The organism is Amnimonas aquatica (assembly GCF_002943415.1).
Lineage (GTDB): Bacteria > Pseudomonadota > Gammaproteobacteria > Pseudomonadales > Moraxellaceae > Perlucidibaca > Perlucidibaca aquatica_A.
In genome coordinates this window covers 1-9,621 of sequence record NZ_PTQZ01000043.1, presented here as the reverse complement: position 1 = coordinate 9,621, position 9,621 = coordinate 1, and the positions used below count along the sequence as shown (strand labels likewise).

At 68.1% G+C, this 9,621-nt stretch carries 6 protein-coding genes and 1 pseudogene; 2 read left to right on the top strand and 5 right to left on the bottom strand.

All coding sequences use genetic code 11. The annotated features are described in order from the left end of the window. The 4 genes from ligA to C5O18_RS03185 all read right to left on the bottom strand — a co-directional run. Window positions 1-1,597: NAD-dependent DNA ligase LigA (ligA, locus tag C5O18_RS03200; RefSeq protein WP_206389704.1), on the bottom strand; the 1,597-nt coding region annotated here is incomplete at its 3' end. Beyond that, window positions 1,594-2,577, bottom strand: a complete 984-nt coding sequence (zipA, locus tag C5O18_RS03195; protein ID WP_105191412.1) for a cell division protein ZipA — start codon at window positions 2,575-2,577, stop codon at window positions 1,594-1,596. The genes ligA and zipA, both read right to left, overlap by 4 nt. A gap of 50 nt (window positions 2,578-2,627) precedes the next feature. Beyond that, window positions 2,628-6,140, bottom strand: a complete 3,513-nt coding sequence (gene smc / locus C5O18_RS03190; protein ID WP_105191411.1) for a chromosome segregation protein SMC — start codon at window positions 6,138-6,140, stop codon at window positions 2,628-2,630. A gap of 9 nt (window positions 6,141-6,149) precedes the next feature. Next, window positions 6,150-6,845 carry a GntR family transcriptional regulator gene (locus C5O18_RS03185; protein WP_105191410.1) on the bottom strand — a complete coding sequence of 232 codons (696 nt, stop codon included), beginning with the start codon at window positions 6,843-6,845 and terminating at the stop codon, window positions 6,150-6,152. Window positions 6,846-7,105: 260 nt separating this feature from the next. Between C5O18_RS03185 and C5O18_RS03180 the strand changes: the two are divergent. Continuing rightward, window positions 7,106-8,685: pseudogene (locus tag C5O18_RS03180) on the top strand (nitrite/sulfite reductase). Further along, window positions 8,669-9,166 carry a DUF934 domain-containing protein gene (locus C5O18_RS03175; RefSeq protein ID WP_105191409.1) on the top strand — a complete coding sequence of 166 codons (498 nt, stop codon included), beginning with the start codon at window positions 8,669-8,671 and terminating at the stop codon, window positions 9,164-9,166. The pseudogene C5O18_RS03180 and the gene C5O18_RS03175 overlap by 17 nt, the downstream one beginning before the upstream one ends. 85 nt (window positions 9,167-9,251) lie before the next feature. Here C5O18_RS03175 and C5O18_RS03170 read toward each other — a convergent pair. After that, the coding region (locus C5O18_RS03170) for a PepSY domain-containing protein (RefSeq protein WP_206389703.1) at window positions 9,252-9,621 on the bottom strand (370 nt) is incomplete at its 5' end.

Genomic DNA, 9,621 nt, shown 5'->3' with positions numbered 1-9,621 from the left:
CCTCGGGTATGCCGAGCGCGAATAGGAAGCGCCCCAGCGTGGTATCGCGACTCTTCGCGATGCCGGCGAGCAGGTTCTCCGCCGATTTCTCGGCCATGCGCGGCAGCTGCAGCAGTTGCTCCGCACTCAACCGGTAGATGTCCGCCGGCGTGTGCAGCAGGCCGGCGTCGACCATGAGGTCGACCCACTTCTCGCCCAGCCCCTCGATGTCCATGGCGCGCCGCGAGGCAAAATGCCGCAGTGCCTCCTTGCGCTGCGCCGGACAGAACAGGCCGGCGCTGCAGCGCGCCACCACCTCGCCCTCGGGCCGCACCACCGCCGAAGCGCAGACCGGGCAAGCGTCCGGCAGCGCCACCGGCGCGCGCGCGGCGTGGCCGTCATCGTCGAGGCGGCGCATGACCTTGGGAATGACATCGCCGGCACGGTAGATGACCACGGTGTCGCCGGCGCGCAGGTCGAGCCGGTGCACTTCGTCAATATTGTGCAGGGTGGCGTTGCTGACCACCACGCCACCGACGCTGACCGGCGCCAGCCGCGCCACCGGCGTCAGCGCGCCGGTGCGGCCGACCTGCCACTCGATGGCCTCCAGACGCGTGCTGGCTTCCTGGGCCGGGAACTTGTAGGCCACCGCCCAGCGCGGCGCGCGCGCCACGAAGCCGAGGTCCTGCTGCAGGCGGCGGTCATCGACCTTCACCACCATGCCGTCGATGTCGAACGGCAGGCTGTCGCGACGATCCAGCAAGGCCTGCCAGGCCTGCTGCACGAACAGCGGGCCGGGCCCGCTGGCTGCTAGGTCGGTGATCTTGAAACCCAGCGCCGCCAGCCAGCGCAGGGTCAGCGTGTGCGTGGCCGGCCACGGCGCACCGTCCAGCGCCGCGATGCTGTAGGCATAGAACGCCAGCGGCCGGGTCGCGGTAATGCCCGGATCAAGCTGACGCAGCGAACCGGCGGCGGCATTGCGCGGGTTGGCGAAGACCTTGTCACCGGCGGCGAGCTGGCGGGCATTGAGCTGCTCGAAACCGGCACGCGGCATCAGCACCTCGCCGCGTACCTCCAGCAATGCGGGCAGCGCAGCGGCCTGCGTCTGCCTGTCAGCGGCCGGTGCGCGCAGCGACAGCGGCACGCTGCGGATGGTGCGCACATTGGCGGTGATGTCCTCGCCGGTGCTGCCGTCGCCGCGGGTCGCGGCCTGCACCAGCAGGCCGTCTTCGTAGCGCAGCGACACCGCCAGGCCGTCGAACTTGGGTTCGCAGGCATAGGCCACGCCCACCGACAGCTCCCAGCCCAGGCGATCACGCACGCGACGGTCGAAGTCCAGCCAGCCGGCTTCATCGAAGACATTGTCCAGCGACAGCATGGGCACGGCGTGCTTCACCGGCGCGAACGCCGAATCAGGCGTGGCACCGACGCGCCGGCTGGGCGAGTCCGGCGTCACCAATTCGGGATGCCCGGCCTCCAGCGCCAGCAGCTCGGCGTACAGGCGGTCGTAGTCGCCGTCCGGCAACGCCGGCTGGTCGAGCACGTAGTAGAGATGGGCGTGATGGCGCAGCTGCGCCCGCAGCTCCTGCAGGCGCGCGGAAACGTCGGCCGTGCTCACGATGACATCAGACGCTTGCGTTCGAACTCGATGACCTGCTCGCGCCAGGTGTCGAACTGGCCGGCGGTGACGGTCTGCGAGTTCTGGTCGAGCAGATCTCCGCCCAGCTCCTGGGCCAGCCGGCGCGCGGTATCGACCATGAGGTCGTAGGCGGCCAGGCTCTTGTAGCCGGGCAGGCTCATGAACAAGCTGACACCGGGCACGGTGTCGCGCTCCATGATGTCGAGGTTGAAGGTGCCCGGCTCCATGGCCTGCGCCAGGCTGAACAGCACCATGCCCTGCCCGGTCGGGAATTCGTGGCGATGGAAGATGTTCATGTCGCCGAAACGCATGCCGTACTGCAGCAGCAGGGCCAGCAGGCGACCGCCGTCGAAAGCCTGGGTGCGCGCCATGACATGCAGCGACAGCACCATGTCGATGTCCGGCAGCTGGGTCTCCACCGACTTGCGCTGGGTCGGATCGACCGGATCCATCTCTATGCCCTGGAACAGGGCCTGGACACCGCTCTCCGGCAGGCGCACCGGCACCGTGGCCTCGGGGAAGAGATCGACCTGGGTCAGCACCGGTGCCGGCGCTGCGGCTTCGGCAGCGGCCGGCTCGGCAGGCTCTTCAGCAGCGACACCGGCGTCCGCCGTGTCATTGCCGGGTCGGTCTTCGGAAACAGGATCGGCAGTAGCGGCCGCATCCTCGACCGGTGCCTCATCAGCCACCGCCGCGGCAGGCTCGACCGCGGCGGCATCCGGCGTGGGGGCGGCCCCGGACGGCTCGGCGACCGGCGACAGCACAGGCTCGACACGACGCTCGCGCACGCGCGCCGGGCCGAGAATCTCCTGACGCTCCACCGGCGTCGAGTCCAGACGCTCCGACGGCACATGCTCGATCCTCAGCCGCAGCCGGCGCGAACGGGCACGCCACCAGGCCAGACAGACCACAATCAGCAACGCCCCCGCCGCCAGCCAGATCAGTGGTTGATGCATCATCAAAGCCCGAGCCCCTTCTGCTTAACTTGTTCCGGTCGCACGCCGACCGGTCACTGACCGGCCAGCGCGGCGGCCTCGTCGACGTTCACGGACACCAGGCGGGAAACACCCGGCTCCTGCATGGTGACGCCCATCAGCTGACGGGCCATCTCCATGGCGATCTTGTTATGCGTAATGTAAATGAACTGTACCTGTTCGGACATCTGTTCGACCAGCCTCGCGAAACGGCCCACGTTGGCGTCGTCCAGCGGCGCGTCGACCTCGTCAAGCATGCAGAACGGCGCCGGGTTGAGCCGGAAGATCGAAAACACCAGCGACAGCGCCGTCAGCGCCTTCTCGCCGCCGGACAGCAGGTGGATGGTCGAGTTCCGCTTGCCGGGCGGCCGCGCCATGATGCTCACGCCCGCCTCCAGCAGATCCTCGTCGGTCAGCTCCAGATACGCGGTGCCGCCGCCGAAGACCTTGGGAAACAGGTCCTGCAGGCCGGCGTTGACCTTGTCGAAGGTCTCCTTGAACAGCGCGCGGGTCTCGCGGTCGATCTTGCGGATGGCGTTCTCCAGCGTCTCCAGCGCTTCCTGGAGGTCGGCATCCTGCTGGTCGAGGTAGGTCTTGCGCTCGGCCTGGGCCTGATACTCGTCGATGGCCGCCAGATTGATGGCGCCCAGGCGGGTGACGCGGATGCCGACACGCTCCAGCGCCATCTGCCATTCGCTCTCGGTGGCCGTCGGCGGCAGTGATGCCAGCACGTCATCCAGCACCGCTTCGGACTCCTGCAGCTGCTCCAGCTGCGCTTCGCGGCGCGCCAGCGCGTTCTGCCACTCCAGACGCAGACTCTGCAGGCTGTCGCGAATGATCTGCACCTGCTGGTCGGCGCGCATGCGCCCCTGCTCGGCCTCGCGCAGCTGGTTCTGTACCGCTTCCACGCGCTCGCGCACCTCGGCCAGCGCCTGTTCGGCCTCGACGTGCTGCGCCAGCAGGGTTTCCAGCTCGCCGCCATCCTCGCCGGACGGCACGCTCAGCTCCAGGATCTGCTCGTTCAGCGCCTCGCGGCGCTCGCGCAGGCCCTCGGCCTGCTCCTCCAGGCGCTGCAGGCCGCTGCCCAGGCCCTGGATGCGCGCTGCCAGCGCCTGCATGCGCAGGTCGTGCCGGTGCAGGGCATCGCGGCGCTCGCGCTGCAGCAGGCGCGCCTGCTCCACCGCCATGCGGAACTGCTCGCGCTCCGCCAGGCGGGTTTCGCGCTCGCGGGTATCCTGGCTCATGACCTCCAGGGCCTCCTGCAGGGTCAGGCGCGCCTCGGCCAGCGACTCCTGGTCGAGCTGGGACTGGCGCTGCACTTCCTGCATGTCCTGGCCGATGCGCTCGCGCCGTGCCAGGAACTGCTCCAGGCGCACCTGGCGGGCACCGATCTGCGCCTGCAGGTCACCCAGCGCGCGGTTGCGCTGGGTCAGCTCGCGCTGCTGGGTCTCGCGGCCCTGCTCGGCCTCGCGCAGCGCTTCGCGCAGTTCCAGCTGGCGCGCCTGGCTGTCGGCCAGGCCCTGCTCCAGCGCCGCTTTCTCCTCCTGCAGCTGCGCCAGCTCGCGGCGACGCGCCAGCTGACCGCTGGTGGGATCGTCGCGGGTGGCGCGGAAACGCAGCCAGGAGCTGCCGATCCAGCAGCCCTCGCGGGTGATGATGGTCTCGCCGGTCTCCAGCGTGGCGCGCTGCGCCAGGGCATCGGCCAGGCTGTCGGCCACGCGCACGCTGCCGAGCAGCTCGTGCAGCCAGGCGGGACCGGACTCGATGCAGCCGGCCAGCGTGCGGCCGCCGGCAGCCGGCACGGCGCCGGCCGATGCGGCGCCGGCCTCGGCGAACGCGACCTGGCCCGACGCCAGCGCCTCCAGATGTCCGGCGATGCTCTGCAGCGACTCTACCTGGATGCTCTGCAACTGCGGGCCCAGCACGGTTTCCACGGCAGTTTCCCAGCCACCGGCCACACGCAGTTGCTCGGCCAGCGCCTGCCCGGCGATGCCGCGCTCGCTGAGCCACTGGTTCACCGCCAGTTGGCCCTTCTCGGCTGCCTCCTGCAAGGCCTGCAGCGATGCCTCGCGGCCGCGCAAGGCCTGCAGCGCCTGGCGCCGGGCATCGAGCTCGGCACCGGCCTCGGACAAGGCATGGCGATGCTGCTGCATGGCATCGACCAGGGCCGCCATGCGCTCCTCGGCCTCTTCCAGCACCAGCTTCTGCTCCGCCGCCTCGGCATTCAGCTCGGCCAGCTCGCTTTCCAGCGGCCCGCCGCTGAGCGCGGCCTGCTCCTGCTCCAGGCGCGCCAGGCGCTCCTGGCCACGACGCAGCGCCTGCTCCATGTGCTGGATGCGCGACTGCTCGACCTCGGCACGCTGGCGCGGCCCTTGCGACTGCAGGTTGAACTGGTCCCAGGCCTGCTGCCAGTCGGCGAGACGAACCTCGGCCTCGGCCAATTGCTCGGCAGCGGCCTCGGCTTCGGCCTGCTGCAGCTCGGCCGCCGGCGCCAGCGCCAGGTGCTCGCTCTCGGCCTGCGCCAGCTCATCGCGGTCATGCTCCAGCAGCTGCCGGGCCTGTTCGCTCTGGCGCTCGACCGAGGCCAGCGCCTCGCGCACCTCGGCCAGGCGCTCGATGCGGTAGCGCTGCGCCTGCTGCACGCGGGCGATCTCGCTGCCGAGCTGGTAGTAGCGGCTCTGCACGTTGTTGAACTCGTCGCTGAGCGCGAACTGCGTTTCGCGGTCGCGCACCAGCGTGGTTTCCAGCTCGCGCTGCGCCGCCACGGCAGCCTCCAGCCTGACCTCGAGATCGCGGATGGCGGTTTCGTGCTGGCTCACCTGGGCGTCCAGCGCACGCCAGCGCAAGGCATAAAGCTGTGCGCGAAGAATCCGCTCCTCTTCCTTGAGTTCCTTGTACTTTTCCGCATCTCTTGCCTGCTTTTCGAGATGCGTGAGCTGTTTGCCAAGTTCCTCGCGTATGTCATTGAGGCGATCGAGGTTTTCCCGCGTGTGGCGCATGCGGTTCTCGGTCTCGCGGCGGCGCTCCTTGTACTTGGAAATGCCCGCCGCCTCCTCGATGTAGACACGCAGCTCCTCGGGCTTGGACTCGATCAGGCGCGAGATCATGCCCTGCTCGATGATGGCGTAGGAGCGCGGCCCGAGGCCGGTGCCGAGGAAGATGTCGGTGATGTCCTTGCGGCGGCAGCGCGTGCCGTTGAGGAAGTAGTCCGAACGCGCCTCGCGGGTGACCACGCGCTTGATCGAGATCTCGGCGTACTGCGCGTATTCGCCGCCCAGCGAACCGTCGGCGTTGTCGAACACCAGCTCGATGGAGGCCTGGCCGACCGGCTTGCGGCCGGTCGAACCGTTGAAGATGACATCGGTCATGTTCTCGCCGCGCAGGTTCTTGGCCGAGCTTTCGCCCATGACCCAGCGCACGGCGTCGATGATGTTGGACTTGCCGCAGCCGTTCGGGCCCACCACCGCCGACAGGTTGGTCGGGAAATGGGCGCTGGTGGGATCGACAAACGACTTGAAGCCCGCCAGCTTGATGGTTTTCAGACGCATTTTTCTTCCTTAGCGGCGGTGACGACGGGCCCAGGCCATCTCGATCTGCTTGACGCGCAGCAGAGACTCCAGGACCAGGTTGCGTTGGTGCATCAGGTATTCCTCGACCAGCTCCACGGCACGTTCGGACTGGCGCTGCAGCACGGCGTCCATCAGTCCCCGGAGATAGCCGAACGACTCCTCCAACTCGCGCCGGCTGAGCTGCAGCGCGAGATACGAGGCACGCCGGGCCGAAGGCTGCAGGTCGGCCAGCACGGTATCCAGGTAGGGGTTGGCAGCGAAGCGCGTGGCATTGCCCAGCAGCGTGAAACCGCCCTCGAAGAAGCGCTCGATATCCTGCGCCTCCACCGCCTCCTGCAGCTCGGCCATGAGCGCGGCGAACGGCTGCAGCTCATCCTGGCGCCAGAGCTCGGCGGCGCGCTGCACGATCAGGCCGTAATGCAGCACCAGCATTTCATACAGGCCCTTGACCAGGTGCGGAGACAGCTCCGCCACCACGGCACCGCGGCGCGGAAAGATCTCGATCAGATGCCGGCGCTGCAGGATCAGCAGCGCCTCGCGCACCGCGCCGCGACTGACCTCCAGCTCGCCGGCGATGCGCATTTCCTGGATACGCTCACCCTCGACCAGATCACCGGAGATGATCTGCTCGCCGAGATGATGCGCAATCTGCTCCGCCAGGCTCTCGTTCGCGCGAAAACTCATGATTTCGATGAAAGTCCGACCTGCCTGACATGACCGGCTATGCTAGCACAGCACCCGAGCCCCGCCAGACCCTGGCTGATTGTCCGACAAAAGGCGGATCATGCGCCCTGCACTGCCTGCCCGGCATTCCTTCGCTGCCAGCCGTCGGCATCCTCATAGCAGTATTTCTGATAAATACCGTCAGGAATTTCCATTTTCCCTATGGAAATACCCCTGCTATTCTTGCGGTCGCTAGAAAACCACGTGGAATTTCCCCAGAAATGTATCGTTACGATGCGTACGACCAGCGAATTGTCGACGACCGCGTCGCGCAGTTCCGCGACCAGACCGCCCGTTACCTCGCCGGCCAGCTGAGCGAGGACGAGTTCCGCCCGCTGCGCTTGCAGAACGGCCTCTATGTGCAGCGCTATGCGCCCATGCTGCGCATCGCCGTGCCCTACGGCATGCTCGCCAGCCGCCAGCTGCGCAGGATCGCCGACATCGCCCGCCGCTACGACCGCGGCTACGCCCATGTCAGCACGCGCCAGAATTTCCAGCTCAACTGGCCGGCCGTCGCCGACGTGCCGGAGATCCTGGCCGAGCTGGCCACGGTCGAGATGCATGCCATCCAGACCAGCGGCAACTGCATCCGCAATACCACCACCGACCAGTTCGCCGGCGTCATCGCCGGGGAGATCGAGGACCCGCGCCCGACCTGCGAGCTGATCCGCCAGTGGTCGACCTTCCACCCGGAATTCGCCTTCCTGCCGCGCAAGTTCAAGATCGCCGTGAACGCGCAGCCCGAGTTCGACCGTGCCGCCACCCAGCTGCACGACATCGGCGTGTACATCGTGCGCAACGAGGCCGGTGAAGTCGGCTACCGCATCATGGTCGGCGGCGGCCTCGGCCGCACGCCCATCATCGGCTCGGTGATCCGCGAGTTCCTGCCGCGCCAGGACCTGATCGCCTACCTCGACGCCGTGCTGCGCGTGTACAACCTGCACGGCCGGCGCGACAACAAGTACAAGGCGCGCATCAAGATCCTGGTCAAGGCACTGACCCCCGAGGTCTTTGCCGAACAGGTCGCGGCCGAGTTCAAGCACCTGCAGGGCGGGCCGCTGACCGTGCCCGACAGCGAATTCCGTCGCCTGGCCGGCTTCTTCACCGAGCCGCCCTACGAGACCCTGCCCGCGGTGGCGCCGGAACTGGCCGCCGCCCGCGCCGGCGACGCCATCTTCGACAACTGGGTGCATCGCAACGTGTCGGCGCACAAGGTGCCGGGCTACGCCATCGTCACCCTGTCGCTGAAGCGCACCGGCCTGGCACCGGGCGACATCACCTCTGAGCAGATGGAGGTCGTGGCCGACCTCGCCGACCGCTACAGCTTCGGCGAGCTGCGCACCACGCACGAACAGAACATCGTGCTCGCCGACGTGAAGCAGGCCGACCTGCAGGCGCTGCACGCCGAGCTGCGCCGTCTCGGCTTCGACACCGCCAACCTCGGCTTCCTGACCAACATCATCTGCTGCCCTGGCGGCGACTACTGCTCGCTGGCCAACGCCAAGTCGATCCCCATCGCCGAGGCCATCCAGCGCCGCTACCACGACCTGGAAGAGGTCTACGACCTGGGTCCGATCGACCTCAACATCTCGGGCTGCATGAACGCCTGCGGCCACCACCATGTCGGCCACATCGGCATTCTCGGCGTCGACAAGAAGGGCTCGGAGTTCTACCAGGTCTCGCTGGGCGGCAACGCCGNACCTATCTCGATCTGCGCCAGCCGGGCGAAGCCTTCCTGGCCACCTACCGCCGTGTCGGCATCGCCGTGTTCAAGGAGCGTGTCTATGCCAACGCTGATTAAGTCCGGTGCCATCGTCACCGACAGCTACCAGGTCGCCGAACCGGTCGACGGCGTGCTGACCCTGCCCGCCGGCGATGTGCTGGTGTCGCTGGAGACCCTGCAGGCACACCGCGAGCAGGTGCTCGGCCATGCCGGCAGCAAGGGCGTGCAGATCAAGCCCGACCAGTTCGCCGAAGCCATCGCCGACGTCGTGCACCAGCTCGACCTGGTGGCGGTCGAGTTCCCGGCCTTCGCCGACGGTCGCGGCTACTCCACCGCCTATCTGCTGCGCACCCGCTACGGCTACAAGGGCGAGCTGCGCGCGGTCGGCGACGTGTTCAAGGACACGCTGTTCTACCAGAGCCGTGTCGGTTTCGACGCTTTCGCCATCCGCGACGACAAGGATGCCGAAGTGGCGCTCAAGGGCCTGCAGGACTTCCACGAGGTCTACCACGCCTCGGCGGACCAGCCCTCCCCGCTGTTCCTGCGCCGCAGCGCCTGAACGCGCACGCCGCCAGGCACATGAAAAAGCCCGCTGCATGCGGGCTTTTTCATGTCGCGGCGGTGGCGCCCGGCGGGCGTGGTCGTCAGCGCCTCGGGCGGGTGAAATAGAGCCGCATGCCGACCACGGCGAACACCGGCAGCGCCAGGCTGCTCAGGAACAGCAGCAGCTGGCCCGGCCAGCCCCAGTAGCGGCCGGTGTGCAGGAACTTCCAGGAACTGGTCCACTGCTCGCCCAGCGGCTTGTCGGTGAACAGCTCGTGCGAGCGGATGCTGTCGCCCTCGATCTGCACGATATTGCGGGCGCGCTCGTTCACCGCGTCATCCGGCAGGTATTCGACCCTGACCTTGCCCTGCGGCAGCCCGCCCAGGGCGATGCTGGCCGTGCGGTAGACCCCGACCTCGGCCTGGAACACCGGCCAGGCCTGCGCCAGAGCCGCCTGCACGGACGCCAGC